We start from the raw sequence: 13,481 nt of genomic DNA, 5'->3' as shown, positions 1-13,481 counted from the left end.
ACCGCGCCGCCCGAACCCACCTCTGCCCCTTCCACGCTGGCCCCAGGAGACCCGTATGACCACGCTCGACGCCCCGCCCGACGCGCCACCTGACGACGCGCCCGCACCCGCTCAGACCGCACCCGCTCAGACCACGCCCGCTCACACCACACCCACCCAGAAGGCACCGGCCCGAAGGGCACCGTCACAGATCGCACCGGGCCGCGGCGCGGCGCCCCGGAAGGCGCCCGGACCGGCCGTGTCCGACCGCCCTGCACCGAAGACGTCCGGTTCCCCCGCAGCAGGTGGCGTGGCCCCGACGCCACCCGCGCCCGCCCGTCGGCCGGTCACACCGCGGGTCGGCCCGGTCACCGGCCCCGGGATCGGCCGGCGGCTCCGGCGCATGCGGATCGGCGGCACCGCCTACCCGGAGCTGCAGAACGCCGCGGCCGCCCTGGAGGCCGTGGCGGGCCGGCCCGCCCCCGAGCCGGACCCCACCCTGCCTGATCCGACCGCACAGGTCTGCCGCGTGGTCCGCGCCGCGGTGGAGGTGCTCCGCGGTGAACGGCCCGCTGCCCAGCTCGCGCGCTGGGTAACGCCTCAGGTCTACGACGCGCTCCTGGAGAGGGGTCGGCTCATGCGGGAAGCCCAGCAGAGCCGGGCGCCGCGACCGAAGGCGCACGCTGCGACGGTCCGCCGGGTACGGATGGTGCGGCTGGGCGCCTCCTCCGCCGAGGCGACGGTGATCCTCCACGACGAGGGCCGCGTCCGGGCGGCGGCGGTCCGGCTGGAGGCACGGCGCGGGGTCTGGCGCGTCGCCGTCCTCGAGATCGGCTGACCCGACCCGCGATCAGGTCCGCACGCCGACCGGACCGGTCCGGCGGCTACGCCCACTCGACGATCAGGTCCGCCTCGTCCCGGGTCGTCGCGATGAGGTCCGCGTTGCGCTGGTCCGTGCCGCCGGCCCAGGCCTCGGCGTCGGGCAGGGGCTTGCCGTAGGCCTGGTGCCGGGCGACGAGGCGCCGCAGGCGCTCGGCGTCCGGCAGGTCGACGTACCAGACCTCCGCCATGTGGGCGCGGGCCGCCGGCCACGCACCGCTGGGCGCGAGCAGGTAGTTGCCCTCGGTGATCACCAGGGACTCGACGGTGACGGCGGTGCCGGCGGCGATCGGCTCCTCGATCTCGCGGCGAAACTCCGGAGCGAAGACGGGCGGCCCGCCGGGCGCCCGGTCAGCGAGCCGGTCGATCAGGGCGGCGTAGCCGGCGTCGTCGAACGTGTCGATGGCGCCCTTCCGATGGCGGCTGCCGCGCGCCTCCAGGACGGCGTTGGACAGGTGGAAGCCGTCCATGCCCACGACCACCGCTGTGCGGGGTGGCAGGCCGTCGACCAGGGCGGCGGCCAGCGTGGACTTGCCCGCGCCGGGCGGTCCGGTGATGCCGAGGACCTGCGTCCGGCCGGTGCGGGCGGCCTCGGCCGCCAGTCCGGCTGCCCTGTGGACGAGCTCGGCGGTGGTCAGGCGCACGAGAGGTTCTCCAGCCAGGAGCGCGGGCCGACGTACTGCACCCGGAGGGAGGCCACGCGCACCGCTTCCGCGACGGCGGCCTCCAGGTCCGAGCCCTGGGCGAGCGCCACGACCAGCGCGCCGTGGAAGGCGTCCCCGGCGCCGAGCGTGTCGCGCACATCGACGGCCGGTACATCGGTGGTGCCGCGTCTGCCGTCGTCGTCGCACCACGTCACGGGTGCGGCGCCGTGCGTCGCGACGGTGGCCGGGGAGTGTGCGACGTCGGCCGGCGCCCGGAAGTCCGCGGACCGGGCGGTCACGTCGGCCCGGCCCATGAGATCGGCGAAGACGGGCCGCCACCGGCCGGCGTCGAGCACGATCAGGGGCCGGGGCTCCAGGGCGTTCGCGTACGCGAGCACGCTCCGCGCGAGGTCGGGGTGATGGCCGTCGAGCAGGACCACGTCCGGGCGGGGAAGGGCGTCGAGATCGGCGGAGCTGACGTCGAGGCCATCGGTGAGCGTGGCGTCGGGCGAGACGACCGAGCGGTCCCCCGTCGCGTCGTCGACCAGCACCGCCGACACGGCCAGCGGAATCTCCCGGCCCTCGGCCGTGTCGTGGATCTCGACGCCGTGCTGCTCCAGATCGCCGCGTGCCGCGGAACCCACCGGCCCCGACCCCAGAGCGCTGATCAGAAGAGCCCGCGCTCCGAGCGTCGCAGCAGTGACCGCGGCGTTGGCCGCCGGGCCGCCGGCGGAGACGTCCTGGCGAACCGCGGTGATCTTCTGGTTGGGACCGGGCCGGACGGTGCTGCGGTGGATCACATCGAGCGTCGTCAGGCCAGCAAACCAGCAGGTCACGGGCAGTTTTTGGCTACGTTCGGCTGGTGCTTCTGGCATGTGCAGAGGCTACCTGTGAAACCGGGTGTCAGTGACCGGGAGTACGGTCCAGGCCATGACCGCCACCGGGCCGACGACGTCCTCCGCTGCACCCTCCACGACGTGGCGCGACCTCCTGCTGGACCAGCTGAGCTTCTACTGGGACTTTCATCTCTGGCCGCGCCTGGAGGGTCTCACCGATGACGAGTACCTCTGGGAACCGGCGTCGCCGGCCTGGAGCGTACGCCGTGGGCCCGACGGCGCGCCCCGGCTCGAGCACGAGGTACCCGAGCCGGAGATCCCGCCGGTCACCACCATCGCGTGGCGCATGGTGCACGTGGGCCGGGACGTGTTCGGCCGGCGCGCCCGCGCCCTCTTCGGACCGACGGACGCGCCGGCCGACGCCGACATGTTCGACCCACGGCACTGGCCCGAGACTCCGATCACCGCCGCGGGCGGCCTCGCCATGCTCGACGAGGGCTACCGGTCGTGGCGAGCCGGGGTCGCCGCCCTGGACGACGAGTCCCTGTTGCGCCCGATCGGTCCAAAGGGCCTGGAGTACGCGGAGTTCCCGATGGCGGGTCTCGTGACCCACCTCAGCCGTGAGGCCATGGCGCACGGCGGCGAGATCTGCCTGCTGCGGGATCTGTTCCGGGCTCAGTCCTCGCCCTCGGGGTAGGCCCGCTCGGCGTAGACGCGCAGCGCGTCACGGACGAACGTGGCCCCGCCGGTGCCGCCGTAGTTCGCGGCGAACCGGTCGTCCGCCACGTACATGTCTCCCAGCCCCAGCAGGTAGCCGCGGTCGGGCCGGCCCTGCTCGTGGCCGGGCGTCCCCGGGACCGCGACGAGCCACGCGGCATGCCGTGCGGCGATCGCCTGCGCCTCGTCCGATGCGGGGTCCAGGCCGGCTTCCGCGGCCTTGGCCCAGTCGGCGCTCAAGGCCTGCACCTGCGCCTTGAACTGATCCTGCCCCTCCTGGCCGAGGCCGCGCCACCACGCGTCGCTCTTCACGTACGCGTCGCGGCCCCAGCGTTCGGTCACCTCCTGCTCGTACTGGGTGTGGTCGAATCCGTCGAGCATGTCCTGCGCCATGATGTTCTCCTTCGCTTCGGGGTCCTTCTCGAGTGCGGCGACCGTCCGTTCGACCGAGGCGATCTGCCGTGCCAGCCGGTCCTGCTCCGCCCGCAGCGAGACCAGGTGGCGACGCAACGCCTTCGCCTCGTCCCGGTCGCTGTCGAGCACCTCGGCGATGTCGCCGAGGCCGAGCCCGAGATCGCGCAGCAGCAGGATCCGCTGCAACCGCACCAGGGCGGCACGGTCGTAGCGGCGTGGGCCGCTCGCCGTCGTCCGAACGGCGGGTAGGAGCCCCACCGCGTCGTAGTGCCGCAGCGTCCGGCTGGTGACGCCGGTCAGCCGCGCGATCTCTTGGATGGACCAGTGCATGTCTCTCACGGTAAAGGTTGACGTCGCGTCAACTTCAAGCCCTGATCTCGAGCAATTGCACGAGCTTGCCGAGAGCGCCTGTGGATAACCCGCTTCGCCCCGGCACCGCGGCCATACTGATCTCATGACCGCATCAAGCGACATCATCCCGGATCAACCACTGGCCGACGACGCGGCGCTGCTCGCGTTCGCGACGTTCCTGCACGACGGCGTCGTCCCGCGCCGCCGCACGTTGTGGTTCGTGATGCTGGACCGCGAGCGCCGTCCGCTGCCCGTGATCGTGCCGATCGACCACGTCCCGGACGAGCCCGACGTGCTCACGGTGGGCAACCTGGGGCAGGCGTGGCACGAGATCCTGCAGGACGAGCCGGGGTCGTCGGTGGTGCTGATGCTCGAACGGCCCGGCCCGGCGGCCGCATCCTTCGACGATCTCGCCTGGCGCGCGGCGCTCCGGTCGGCCGCGGCGAAGCACGGCATCACGCTCGCCGCGTTCTTTCTCGCGACGGCGGACGGGGTGTGTCCCCTCCCGCCCGGCTGACGGTCGGGCGGTCGGCGCCGCGACGGCCGCGGCCCGGCGTCAGACCCGGAGCTGCTCCCACTCGTCGTCGGTGAACAGCCTGGACCGGATGAGGAAGCGCACGCCCTCGGGCGCCTCCACGCTGAACCCCGCTCCCCGGCCGGGAACCACGTCGATGGTGAGGTGCGTGTGCTTCCAGTACTCGAACTGGTTGCGGCTCATCCACACCGGGACGGTGAAGGTTGCACGCTCCGCCCCGACGGCGAGGTCGCCGAGGTGCACGTCGGCGTCGCCGGTGATGAAGTCGCCGTCCGGGTAGCACATGGGTGACGAGCCGTCGCAGCAGCCGCCGGACTGGTGAAACATGAGCTCGCCGTGCTTGTCGCGCAGCCGCACGAGCAGCTCCGCGGCCGCGTCGGTCACGGCGACCCGCGCGGGCGGTGCGTCAGCCGCCTGGGGCGATCGGACGTCGTCGGACATGAAGGCCTCCTCGTATCGGTCGCGGTGCCGGGCGTACAGGTCAGCCGAACGACCCGTACGCCCGGCACCCGGGGTGGGCGGGCTCCTAGAAGAAGCCCTGCGCGCCCTGCGCGTAGCTCACCAGCAGGTTCTTGGTCTGCTGGTAGTGGTCGAGCATCATCTTGTGGTTCTCGCGGCCGACGCCGGACCCCTTGTAGCCACCGAACGCGGCGGCCGCCGGGTAGGCGTGGTAGCAGTTGGTCCACACCCGCCCGGCCTCGATCGCGCGGCCCGCCCGGTAGGCGTCCGCACCGGACCGGGTCCACACGCCGGCGCCCAGCCCGTACAGGGTGTCGTTGGCGACCTTGATGGCGTCGTCGAAGTCCCCGAACTCGGTGACCGCGACCACGGGCCCGAAGATCTCCTCCTGGAAGATCCGCATGGAGTTCTTGCCCTCGAAGATCGTGGGCGTCACGTAGTACCCACCCGCGAGGTCGCCGTCCATCTCTGCCCGGTGTCCGCCGGTGAGCACCTTGGCGCCCTCCGCCCGGCCGATGTCGAAGTAGCTGAGGATCTTCTCGAGCTGGTCGTTGCTCGCCTGCGCCCCGATCATCGTGTCGGTGTCCAGCGGGTTGCCCTGCTTGACCGCCTCGGTGCGCACGACGGCGTCGGCCAGGAACGACTCGTAGATGTCCGCCTGGATGAGCGCACGCGACGGGCACGTACACACCTCACCCTGGTTGAGCGCGAACATCGTGAAGCCCTCGAGGGCCTTGTCGTAGAACTCGTCCTTCGCCGCCGCGACGTCGCTGAAGAAGATGTTCGGCGACTTGCCGCCGAGCTCCAGCGTCACCGGGATGATGTTCTGCGACGCGTACTGCATGATCAGGCGGCCCGTGGTGGTCTCACCCGTGAACGCGATCTTGCGGATCCGGTGCGAGCTCGCCAGCGGCTTGCCCGCCTCCGCGCCGAATCCGTTGACGACGTTCACGACGCCCGGCGGGAGCAGGTCCGCGATGAGCTCCATCAGGTACAGGATCGACGTCGGCGTCTGCTCGGCCGGCTTGAGCACCACCGCGTTGCCCGCCGCGAGCGCCGGCGCCAGTTTCCACACGGCCATGAGGATCGGGAAGTTCCACGGGATGATCTGCCCGACCACACCCAACGGCTCGTGGAAGTGGTAGGCGATGGTGTCCCCGTCGATCTCGCTGATCGACCCCTCCTGCGCCCGGATCGCGCCCGCGAAGTAGCGGAAGTGGTCGACGGCCAGGGGCAGGTCGGCCGCGAGGGTCTCGCGGACCGGCTTGCCGTTCTCCCAGGTCTCGGCGACCGCCAGCTCCTCGAGATGCTCCTCGATGCGGTCGGCGATCTTGTTCAGGACCAGCGCCCGCTCCGTCACCGACGTCCGCCCCCAGGCGGGGGCCGCACCGTGCGCGGCGTCTAGGGCCATGTCGATGTCGTCGGCGTCCCCACGCGCGACCTCGGTGAAGGTCCGCCCGTTCACGGGGCTGGGGTTCTCGAAGTACTGGCCGTTCGCGGGGGCCACGTACTCACCCCCGATCCAGTGGTCGTACCGGGGCCGGAAGTTGGCGATGGCACCTTCGGTACCTGGGGCTGCGTACACGGTCATGGTCTGCCTCCTCGCAGGTTCTCGTGCCCGCCGTCGGCTGCCCGACGGCGGAGCCACACCCGGGTGCAGCGGCGCACCCGAACGGGGCGAGGTTAGGCAGGCAGGCGTTGCACAGGGGTTGCAACCGGACCGTGACCTCCCCCGGGCAAGCCCCGACGGCGGCAGCACACATGAACGGTAGAGGACAGGACGCCGGACCCAACCGGCAAGCCGACCACGACGAGAGGCCGCCCCATGACATCCGCACCGGCACCCACACCCCACCGCACCCGACTCCGCACCCACCTCACCGGCCGGCCGGCGACGGCGCTCGCGGCCCTGCTCGGGGCGACGCTGGCGCTCGCGGGCTGCTCCGCCGCGGGTGGCTCCACGGAGACTGCCGTGGACACGACGGACCTCTCGGTCCCGGCTCCTGAGCCGCCGATCGGCACGGACGTCGCTCCGCTGCCCCCCGTCGAAACACCGGACGGCTCGGGCGAGGACTACGACGACTCCCCCGAGACGCCGTTCCAGGACGTCGCGACCAGCCCGCTCTCCACGTTCTCGGCCGACGTCGACACGGCGTCCTACTCGAACCTGCGCCGCCAGGTGAACCAGGGTGTCGCGCCCGAGGGGGTGCGCATCGAGGAGCTGGTCAACTACTTCGACTACGACTACCCGGCGCCGGCCGCCGGCGCCGAACACCCGTTCTCGGTGACCACCCAGGTCGCGGCCGCGCCCTGGAACCCGGAGCACCAGCTCGCGATGGTGGGTGTCCAGGCGACGGAGGCGATCCCGACGTCGGAGGGCAACAACATCGTGTTCCTGCTCGACGTGTCGGGATCCATGGACGAGCCGAACAAGCTGCCGCTGCTCGCCGAGTCGTTCGCGCTGCTGGTGGAACAGCTCGACGAGGACGACCGGGTGTCGATCGTGACGTACGCGGGCGACAACCAGGTGGTCGCCGACTCGGTGCCGGGCTCCGAGCACGGTGTGCTGGTGGACCAGCTGCGGTCACTGCGGGCCGGCGGTTCCACGGGCGGCGCGGACGGGCTGCGGACGGCGTACGAGCTGGCCGAGAAGAACTTCGTGGAGGGCGGCAACAACCGGGTCGTCCTGGCGACCGACGGCGACTTCAACGTCGGGCCGTCCACGCCCGAGGACCTCACCGAGCTGATCGAGGCGGAGCGGGAGTCCGGTGTCTATGTCTCGGTGCTGGGCTTCGGCATGGGCAACCTGAAGGACAGCACGATGGAGGCCATCGCCGACCACGGGAACGGCAACTACGCGTACATCGACACGCTGGCCGAGGCACGCAAGGTACTGGTCGACGAGTTCGGCTCCACGATGTTCGTCGTGGCCAAGGACCTGAAGCTCCAGGTGGAGCTCAACCCGGCAGCCGTCGGCTCCTACCGGCTGATCGGCTACGACAACCGGCGCCTGGCGGACGAGGACTTCGACAACGACGCGAAGGACGCCGGCGACGTGGGCGCCGGGCACTCGGTGACCGCGTTCTACGAGCTGGTGCCGCCCGGCGGCGACTCCCCCGCAAGCACCAGTCCCGGTGCCGACTTCATGACGGTGCATGTCAGGTACAAGCCCCCTGGCGGCGCCGAGCCCGCTGCCAGCACCGAGGTGGAGTTCCCCGTCGGAGCGGACGCCTTCACGTCGGCACCGACGGCGGACTTCGCCTTCGCCTCCGCCGTGGCCGAGCTCGGACTGATCGCCACCGGTTCCGAGTACCGGGGCGATGCGAGTCTCGACGCCGTCAGGGAGCGCGCCTCACGCGCCGTGGGCGACGACCCGTACGGCCTGCGGGCAGAGTTCGTCGGCCTGGTCGACGCCTACCGCCGGCTGGCGTGATCTTTACTTCGCATGAAATACGCGCCGCGACGCATGCCTTCAATGCATTGGTCTCATCAGAAGGTGGGATCAAAAGGAGCGAGCGACACGAGAACGACAATCCCGTGGAAAGAGGTTTCGACACCCGGAGAACGCTGGAACTTTAGGCCGCCGGCGCCTATCGAAAGGCGTCAGGATCCGTCGTGGGACGTGAGCATCGTCCGGCTGCCCACCGGATCCCGGGAGTCCAGGACCCGCTGCGCGCCCTGCGACTGCTGGACCATGTCGACGGCGACACGCAGATCCTCGGCTGCCCAGTCCAGGGAGCTCTCCATGTGGGTCGCCTGTGCGAGCAGGGTGCGAGCCTGCGTCACGGAGGACGGCGGAGCGTCCGTGACGCGCTGCGCGACGGCCGACCTCGCGTCGGCGATGGCCTCGGCCAGGACGTCACGGGTGGCCGGGTCCGCGACCCGACCCTCCGAGTGCCGGTAGACGCGCTCGGCCATGTCCATCACGGCCGCCAGGTCGTTCGACCTGGCCGAAGTGGTCGTGACCTGGCTGTCGATCTGAGAGGTGAGGTTCAGGATGTGACTGGTCTCGTCGGCGCGGGCCGACCCGGCCCAGAGAGCGACGGCGACGGCGACCCCCGTGACGATCGCGGCGCCGAAGACCCAGGGGCGCCGGCCGCGGGCGCCGGCCACCTCGACGAGTGGAGGCTCCGGCGAGTCGAGCGGAGGTAGGTGAGCAGTGTCGAACGCGGGCGGCCGAGCCTGACTGTCACCCGGCTGGTCGCCGGGCTGGTCGTCCGTTCCGGGTCTCGCAGGTTCCGGCTTGGTTAAAGCGATGGTGTTCAACTCTTCCCCCAAAGAGAGATCCCATGAAAACAAGGTGTCGGGCTCGAAGCCCTTTTAACTACCGATGCGAATGACGCTAGGACTACTTCTCGCGTCCCGCGCGGCGAGACCGTAATACACCTGTGATCTGTGGAAAAGAGTCCCGGACCGGTGGATAACTTGAGGGTCTCGGTGCACAACCTGTTGATGGCCTTGGTCGGGCGCCTAGACTTGAGTGGTTCGACAACGGCGTCCGAACGACCTCAGGGGCAGCATGACGCAGGTGCCACACCGGGACGCGCAGTGGGTGCGCGCGGCTTACGAGAGCTTCGTCGGTTCGGCCGGCTCGCAGGAGCCCGACGGGATCGACCCCGTCGTCGCGGCCTCGTGGCGGCGAAGCCTGCGCAACGGTGTGGACCCCGACCATCCGGGCGCGGTCACGGTCGCGACGTCCGCGGACCTCGAGGACTACCGCCGCGACCATCCCCTCGCCCGCGCGATGCCTCTCGTCCGTGACCTGGTCGGTGGTGCGACGGGCGACGACCTGGTGGTGGCCGTGTCCGACGACGTCGGCCGGCTGCTCTGGGTGGAGGGACGCGGCCCCGTGCGTTCCGCGGTCGACCACGTCGGGTTCGTCGAGGGCGCGGTGTGGCGGGAGGAGACCGTCGGCACCAACGCGCCCGGAACCGCGCTGGCCACGCGGCGCCCGGTCCAGGTGCTCGGTGCCGAGCACTTCGTGCGCCCGGTGCAGAGACTCAGCTGCACGGCGGCCCCGGTCCACGACCCGGCCGGCAGGATCATCGGCATCCTGGACCTCACCGGCGGCAGCGCCGCCGGGTCGCACGTCGCTCTCGCGCTCGTCCGGGCCACCGTGGCGATGGTCGAGCGCGAGCTCGCCGCCCACGCCGCCGCCCGGACACGAGGGTCCGGCGTCGGCGCGACCGACCAGCCACCGGACCTACGACTGCTCGGCGCACCCACGCTGCGCGGCCGCCGGCTCTCACTGCGGCACGCCGAGATCCTGCACCTGCTCGCCGAGCACCGCCGAGGTCTGGGGGCGGAGGAGCTCGCCGTGCTGCTGCATCCCGGCCACCTGTCGCTCGTCGCCGTGCGAGCGGAGATCTCCCGCCTGCGCCGGGTCGCCGACGCCGTCCTCGACGGCCCGCTCCTCGCCGGCTCCCGCCCGTACCGCCTCGCCCGGCCACTGCGGTCCGACGTCGACGTCGTGCGGTCCCGGCTCCGCGGCGGCGACGTGCGCGGCGCGCTCGCGGCGTACCCGGAGGCGTTGTTGCGCCGGTCGGTCGCACCGGCCGTGGAGCGGCTGCGCGAGGAGCTCGAGGCCGAGGTTCGCGAGGCGGTGCACGCCTGCCGCGACGTGGCCGCCGTCGAGCAGTGGACCGCGCGGAGCGAAGGGGCGGACGACCATGCGGCCTGGACGCGTCTGGCCCAGCTGGCCCCGCCCGGCGGGCCACAGGCCGCGCGGGCGTGGGCCCGCCTGGGCGTGCTGGACCGGCGACTGTCCTGAGTCGTGGTACCGGGATCTTTTCGGCACGACCGTGTGTTCTTATCGTCGTCAGTGCACGTGCTCTACGAGGAGGCCCCATGCCCGCGCCCATCGACCCGTCGGACAAGATCGCCCGGTACGCCCATCCGGAGCGGTTGGTGAGCACCGCGTGGCTGGCCGAGCACCTGAAGGATCCGGGGATCGTCGTCGTGGAATCCGACGAGGACGTGCTCCTCTACGAGACCGGCCACATCCCGGGCGCCGTGAAGGTCGACTGGCACACCGAGCTGCAGCACCCCGAGATGCGCGACTACCTCGACGGCGCGGCGTTCGCCGCCCTGATGGGCAGCAAGGGCATCACGCGCGACACCACCATCGTGCTCTACGGCGACAAGAACAACTGGTGGGCCGCCTACACGGCCTGGGTGTTCACGCTGTTCGGGCACACGGACGTGCGCCTGCTCGACGGCGGCCGCGGGCTCTGGAGCGCCGAGGGCCGCGAGCTGACGACCGACGTCCCGGCTCCCGCGCCGGTCGACTACCCGGTCGTGGTGCGCGACGACAGCACCATCCGCGCCTTCCGCGAGCAGGTCCTGGCGCACCTGGGCAACGGCCCGCTCGTCGACATCCGGTCCCCGCAGGAGTACACGGGCGAGCGCATCGCCATCCCGGACTACCCGGAGGAGGGCGTCCTGCGCGGCGGCCACATCCCGACGGCGCGCAACGTCCCGTGGGCGACAGCGGTCGCCGAGGACGGCACCTACAGGTCGCGCGAGGAGCTCGAGGCGATCTACACGGCCGGCCTGGGCATGAGCCCCGACGACGCGGTGATCACCTATTGCCGCATCGGCGAGCGTTCCAGCCACACCTGGTTCGCGCTGACCTACCTGCTCGGCTACACCGACGTGCGCAACTACGACGGCTCCTGGACCGAGTGGGGCAACGCGGTGCGCGTGCCGATCGCCACCGGCAGCGAGCCGGGCGCCGTCTGACCCGTCCGTGAGGCGCTGACCGGTCAGGCGCGGCCGAATGCCTTGCGGAGCTCGTCCTTGGCGCGCTCCAGGACCTCACGTTGGTCCGCGTCGAGCTCCTTGCCGGCACGGTTCACGTAGAACGTGAGCATCGACATCGCCGAGCGGTACGGGGAGCTCTTGCGCCGGTCGCTCGACTCCGCGGACCGTTTGAGGGACCTGGCGATGCGCGCCGGGTCCTGCCACGTGAAGACGCCGTCCTCCAGGTCCAGGGCGTCGCTGCCCTCGGTGACGTCCTGGGACCAGCGTTCGCCGTCCTTACCGGACCCCTTGCCCGACCGCTTCTTCTCGGCCATGCATCAACCGTACGACGCCGCCCGGTGGCTCGCTCGAGCCCCGCGGGCGGTGGGAGGATGAACAGATGAGCACCAACGACGCCGACCTGCCCGAGGCCCTCGCGGAGCTGCGGGACGCCTTCCTGGAGACGCCCGAGCGCGACCGGCTCCAGCTGCTGCTGGAGGTGTCGCGTGAGCTCCCGCCGCTGCCCGCCAGGTACGCGGACGCGCCCGAGCGCCTCGAACGGGTCCAGGAGTGCCAGTCCCCCGTCTACGCCTTCGCCGAGGTGGACGATGCCGGGGTGGTGACCTTCCACGCGAGCGCACCGGAGGAGGCGCCCACCACGCGAGGCTTCGCGTCGATCCTGGCGCAGGGGCTGACCGGCCTGACCGCGCAGCAGGTGCTGGACGTGCCCGAGGACTACCCGCTCCAGCTCGGCCTCACCAAGGTGGTCAGCCTGCTGCGCCTCAACGGCATGGCGGGCATGCTCACCCGCGCCAAGCGCCAGGTCCGGGAGCAGCTGGGCGCCACACAGGTCTGACCTCTTCTAGCCGGCGCGCAGCCGGTCGCGCAGCCATGGGATGCAGGCCTCCGCCTGGATCCGCTGGAACGCCCGCAGGTGCGGGATGCCGGGCGGCGGGTCCAGGAGCGAGCTGCGCGCGAAGTAGGCGGTCAGGACCGCCACCCACACCGTGACGGCCTCGCGGTCCGCACCTGCCGCGAGCGGTGTGCGGTCCAGCACCTGCTGCGGAGCGGGTCCGCCGGCGGCATGGACGGCGGGGAGCATGCCCGTCTGGTCGACGAACCCCGCACCACGAACGGCGTGCGGCCAGTCCACGGCTACCGCTCCCTCCGTACCGTCGGCCCGCCGGACGACGATTGCGTTGTCGGCACGGAGGTCACCGTGCACGAGGTGCGGGCCGGCGAGTGCCTCGGCCTGTCGCTCGGGCGAGGCGAGCTCGGCGAGGTGGTCGAGGTTCGCCGCCAACCAGGGGTCGTAGGTCGCCAGGCCGGCGGGGCGTTCGTCGGCGAGCTGGGCGGACTCCGGCCAGGCCCGGGCACCGAAGTCAGGGAACACGCCGCCGTCCGGCACCTCGTGCTCGGCGATCCGGCGGGCCAGCTGCTGCAGACGGTCGAGGTCGTCGAGGTCCCACGGCTCGGTCCGGGGCGTGCGCCCGCGGACGGCGTCGGAGGCGATGACCACCCATGCGGGCTCCGCTCCCCCGGGTTCGGGCAGCTCCATGATCCAGCGGAAGGCCGGCGCGGGGACGCCGTCGGGCAGAGCCGCCGCACGCTGCGCCTCCCGGCGGTGCAGGCGCGCCGCGACCTCGTGGTCGGTGGAGGCGACCTTCACGAAGAAGCTCCCGGACGCCGTCTCCAGCGTGAGCGCCCAGCCGGGCGAGTAGCCGCCGTCGTGCGACGTCCAGCCCGTGACGGGACCGCCATCCAGCTGGGCGACGACGGCGTCCCGGACGTGCGTCGGGAGGTCGGGCCAGGTGGGTCGAACGCGGGTCATGCGGCGATCATGCCAACCGCCCGCGCCGCCTGACGAGCGGATTGATGGCTTCGTCGGCGGCAACGTGCCCGTGAGAAGATGGGAGCACATGACGG

15 protein-coding genes are annotated in these 13,481 nt (G+C 71.8%); 7 read left to right on the top strand and 8 right to left on the bottom strand.

Going from position 1 to position 13,481, the window contains the following annotated elements:
* Window positions 1–55: 55 nt before the first annotated feature.
* Window positions 56–817, top strand: coding sequence for an Rv3235 family protein (locus tag LUU90_RS25735; RefSeq protein ID WP_275007141.1), 762 nt, complete (start codon window positions 56–58; stop codon window positions 815–817).
* Window positions 818–863: 46 nt separating this feature from the next.
* Here LUU90_RS25735 and LUU90_RS25730 read toward each other — a convergent pair whose 3' ends face one another.
* Together LUU90_RS25730 and LUU90_RS25725 are read right to left on the bottom strand one after the other, a co-directional pair.
* The gene (locus LUU90_RS25730; RefSeq protein WP_275007140.1) at window positions 864–1,502 is read right to left on the bottom strand and encodes a nucleoside/nucleotide kinase family protein; all 639 of its coding nucleotides are present in this window, start codon (window positions 1,500–1,502) and stop codon (window positions 864–866) included.
* Window positions 1,493–2,377, bottom strand: coding sequence for a PfkB family carbohydrate kinase (locus LUU90_RS25725; RefSeq protein ID WP_275007138.1), 885 nt, complete (start codon window positions 2,375–2,377; stop codon window positions 1,493–1,495). Before LUU90_RS25725 ends, LUU90_RS25730 begins: the two co-directional genes overlap by 10 nt.
* A gap of 55 nt (window positions 2,378–2,432) precedes the next feature.
* Between LUU90_RS25725 and LUU90_RS25720 the strand changes: the two genes are divergently transcribed.
* Window positions 2,433–3,035 carry a DinB family protein gene (locus LUU90_RS25720; protein ID WP_275007136.1) on the top strand — a complete coding sequence of 201 codons (603 nt, stop codon included), beginning with the start codon at window positions 2,433–2,435 and terminating at the stop codon, window positions 3,033–3,035.
* Here the strand turns inward: LUU90_RS25720 and LUU90_RS25715 are convergent.
* The gene (locus LUU90_RS25715) at window positions 3,014–3,799 is read right to left on the bottom strand and encodes a MerR family transcriptional regulator (protein ID WP_275007134.1); all 786 of its coding nucleotides are present in this window, start codon (window positions 3,797–3,799) and stop codon (window positions 3,014–3,016) included. The genes LUU90_RS25720 and LUU90_RS25715 overlap by 22 nt on opposite strands.
* Before the next feature lie 124 nt (window positions 3,800–3,923).
* Between LUU90_RS25715 and LUU90_RS25710 the strand changes: the two genes are divergently transcribed.
* Window positions 3,924–4,337 carry a hypothetical protein gene (locus LUU90_RS25710; protein ID WP_275007132.1) on the top strand — a complete coding sequence of 138 codons (414 nt, stop codon included), beginning with the start codon at window positions 3,924–3,926 and terminating at the stop codon, window positions 4,335–4,337.
* Between the two features lie 39 nt (window positions 4,338–4,376).
* Here LUU90_RS25710 and LUU90_RS25705 read toward each other — a convergent pair whose 3' ends face one another.
* The gene (locus LUU90_RS25705) at window positions 4,377–4,796 is read right to left on the bottom strand and encodes a DUF779 domain-containing protein (protein WP_275007130.1); all 420 of its coding nucleotides are present in this window, start codon (window positions 4,794–4,796) and stop codon (window positions 4,377–4,379) included.
* Between the two features lie 85 nt (window positions 4,797–4,881).
* Window positions 4,882–6,405, bottom strand: coding sequence for an acetaldehyde dehydrogenase ExaC (gene exaC, locus LUU90_RS25700; RefSeq protein WP_275007129.1), 1,524 nt, complete (start codon window positions 6,403–6,405; stop codon window positions 4,882–4,884).
* Window positions 6,406–6,639: 234 nt separating this feature from the next.
* Here exaC and LUU90_RS25695 point away from each other — a divergent pair, with 234 nt between their 5' ends.
* Complete coding sequence (locus LUU90_RS25695; protein ID WP_275007128.1) at window positions 6,640–8,247, top strand: vWA domain-containing protein; 1,608 nt, start codon at window positions 6,640–6,642, stop codon at window positions 8,245–8,247.
* Window positions 8,248–8,417: 170 nt separating this feature from the next.
* Here the strand turns inward: LUU90_RS25695 and LUU90_RS25690 are convergent, their stop codons facing one another.
* Window positions 8,418–8,927, bottom strand: a complete 510-nt coding sequence (locus LUU90_RS25690; protein WP_275007126.1) for a hypothetical protein — start codon at window positions 8,925–8,927, stop codon at window positions 8,418–8,420.
* A 406-nt stretch (window positions 8,928–9,333) separates the two neighbouring features.
* On the opposite strand from LUU90_RS25690, the gene LUU90_RS25685 reads away from it, so the two are divergent.
* On the top strand, window positions 9,334–10,584 hold the full coding sequence (locus LUU90_RS25685; RefSeq protein ID WP_275007125.1) for a GAF domain-containing protein: 1,251 nt from the start codon (window positions 9,334–9,336) through the stop codon (window positions 10,582–10,584).
* 77 nt (window positions 10,585–10,661) lie between these two features.
* Window positions 10,662–11,555, top strand: a complete 894-nt coding sequence (locus LUU90_RS25680; protein WP_275007124.1) for a sulfurtransferase — start codon at window positions 10,662–10,664, stop codon at window positions 11,553–11,555.
* Between the two features lie 23 nt (window positions 11,556–11,578).
* Here the strand turns inward: LUU90_RS25680 and LUU90_RS25675 are convergent, their stop codons facing one another.
* Window positions 11,579–11,890 (bottom strand): DUF3175 domain-containing protein, encoded by a 312-nt coding sequence (locus LUU90_RS25675; RefSeq protein WP_275007122.1) that lies wholly within the window; start codon window positions 11,888–11,890, stop codon window positions 11,579–11,581.
* Window positions 11,891–11,955: 65 nt separating this feature from the next.
* Between LUU90_RS25675 and LUU90_RS25670 the strand changes: the two genes are divergently transcribed.
* Complete coding sequence (locus LUU90_RS25670; protein ID WP_275007120.1) at window positions 11,956–12,411, top strand: SufE family protein; 456 nt, start codon at window positions 11,956–11,958, stop codon at window positions 12,409–12,411.
* A 6-nt stretch (window positions 12,412–12,417) separates the two neighbouring features.
* On the opposite strand, the gene LUU90_RS25665 is transcribed toward LUU90_RS25670, so the two are convergent.
* Window positions 12,418–13,386 carry a hypothetical protein gene (locus LUU90_RS25665; protein ID WP_275007118.1) on the bottom strand — a complete coding sequence of 323 codons (969 nt, stop codon included), beginning with the start codon at window positions 13,384–13,386 and terminating at the stop codon, window positions 12,418–12,420.
* Window positions 13,387–13,481: the final 95 nt, after the last annotated feature.

It is taken from the genome of Promicromonospora iranensis, assembly GCF_028994775.1.
GTDB lineage: Bacteria > Actinomycetota > Actinomycetes > Actinomycetales > Cellulomonadaceae > Promicromonospora > Promicromonospora iranensis_A.
The sequence above is the reverse complement of the archived record's forward strand: the minus strand, read 5'-3'. Positions and strand labels throughout refer to the sequence as shown.

Coding starts and splice junctions, on each gene's coding strand:
- LUU90_RS25710 (WP_275007132.1), top strand. CDS start 3,924: ATGACCGCATCAAGCGACATCATCCCGGATCAACCACTGGCCGACGAC.
- LUU90_RS25695 (WP_275007128.1), top strand. CDS start 6,640: ATGACATCCGCACCGGCACCCACACCCCACCGCACCCGACTCCGCACC.
- LUU90_RS25680 (WP_275007124.1), top strand. CDS start 10,662: ATGCCCGCGCCCATCGACCCGTCGGACAAGATCGCCCGGTACGCCCAT.
- exaC (WP_275007129.1), bottom strand. CDS start 6,405: ATGACCGTGTACGCAGCCCCAGGTACCGAAGGTGCCATCGCCAACTTC.
- LUU90_RS25705 (WP_275007130.1), bottom strand. CDS start 4,796: ATGTCCGACGACGTCCGATCGCCCCAGGCGGCTGACGCACCGCCCGCG.
- LUU90_RS25720 (WP_275007136.1), top strand. CDS start 2,433: ATGACCGCCACCGGGCCGACGACGTCCTCCGCTGCACCCTCCACGACG.
- LUU90_RS25725 (WP_275007138.1), bottom strand. CDS start 2,377: ATGCCAGAAGCACCAGCCGAACGTAGCCAAAAACTGCCCGTGACCTGC.
- LUU90_RS25675 (WP_275007122.1), bottom strand. CDS start 11,890: ATGGCCGAGAAGAAGCGGTCGGGCAAGGGGTCCGGTAAGGACGGCGAA.
- LUU90_RS25670 (WP_275007120.1), top strand. CDS start 11,956: ATGAGCACCAACGACGCCGACCTGCCCGAGGCCCTCGCGGAGCTGCGG.
- LUU90_RS25735 (WP_275007141.1), top strand. CDS start 56: ATGACCACGCTCGACGCCCCGCCCGACGCGCCACCTGACGACGCGCCC.
- LUU90_RS25715 (WP_275007134.1), bottom strand. CDS start 3,799: ATGCACTGGTCCATCCAAGAGATCGCGCGGCTGACCGGCGTCACCAGC.
- LUU90_RS25685 (WP_275007125.1), top strand. CDS start 9,334: ATGACGCAGGTGCCACACCGGGACGCGCAGTGGGTGCGCGCGGCTTAC.
- LUU90_RS25665 (WP_275007118.1), bottom strand. CDS start 13,386: ATGACCCGCGTTCGACCCACCTGGCCCGACCTCCCGACGCACGTCCGG.